This is a genomic window from Candidatus Symbiopectobacterium sp. NZEC127 (assembly GCF_025962675.1).
Taxonomy (GTDB): domain Bacteria; phylum Pseudomonadota; class Gammaproteobacteria; order Enterobacterales; family Enterobacteriaceae; genus Symbiopectobacterium.
The window spans coordinates 1-586 of sequence record NZ_JAGFPG010000059.1; the positions used below are offsets into that span (position 1 = coordinate 1).

The following is a 586-nucleotide window of genomic DNA, read 5'->3' on the forward strand; positions in this document are numbered from 1 at the left end:
TTAAGGAAACACGATGAATATCTATATCAGAAATACCATCTGGGCTACGGTATCTCTTCCACTACTGAATACTGTTGTCTGCGCTACTACCGGTGCAAAAACAGCAAGCGAAGCATTACAATGTAAAATAATCAGTGTCGGAAACCAAATCCAAAATACATGTCCCTATCCTTCAGAACTCTACAGCAGCGATCCCCAGTATAAAAAGGATATCGACGCCAGCATGGACGCGGTAGGCCTGAAGAATCTGATGGAGGATAACACACCGTTAGATGGCCCAGAAAGTCCATTATCCCCCATTGAAATAGCAGGTAAAGTTTGGTTGAAGGGATCAATGTGTGAAGCACATAATTGTGGTGGGCATTATCTCAATTTTCTTTATCAACCAACTGATCATCGTGTTTTAGGGTATTACTTTGGTGAAAGGAAAGGGTTCATCGGTGAGCCCGGAGAAGAGGAAAAGAAAATATTGTTTGCGGATGAAATTGAGAAAAATGAAACCGCGAAGCGTATTGCGGAAGCGAATAAGTCTGTTGCTAATAACAATCCAGATGCTCCACCACCTAATACTATCTGGGAATTTACC

At 42.0% G+C, this 586-nt stretch carries 1 protein-coding gene; it reads left to right on the forward strand.

Annotated features, from left to right (window positions below):
* Positions 1–13 precede the first annotated feature (13 nt).
* Positions 14–586: inhibitor of vertebrate lysozyme family protein (locus tag J5069_RS23915; protein WP_264646135.1), on the forward strand; the 573-nt coding region annotated here is incomplete at its 3' end.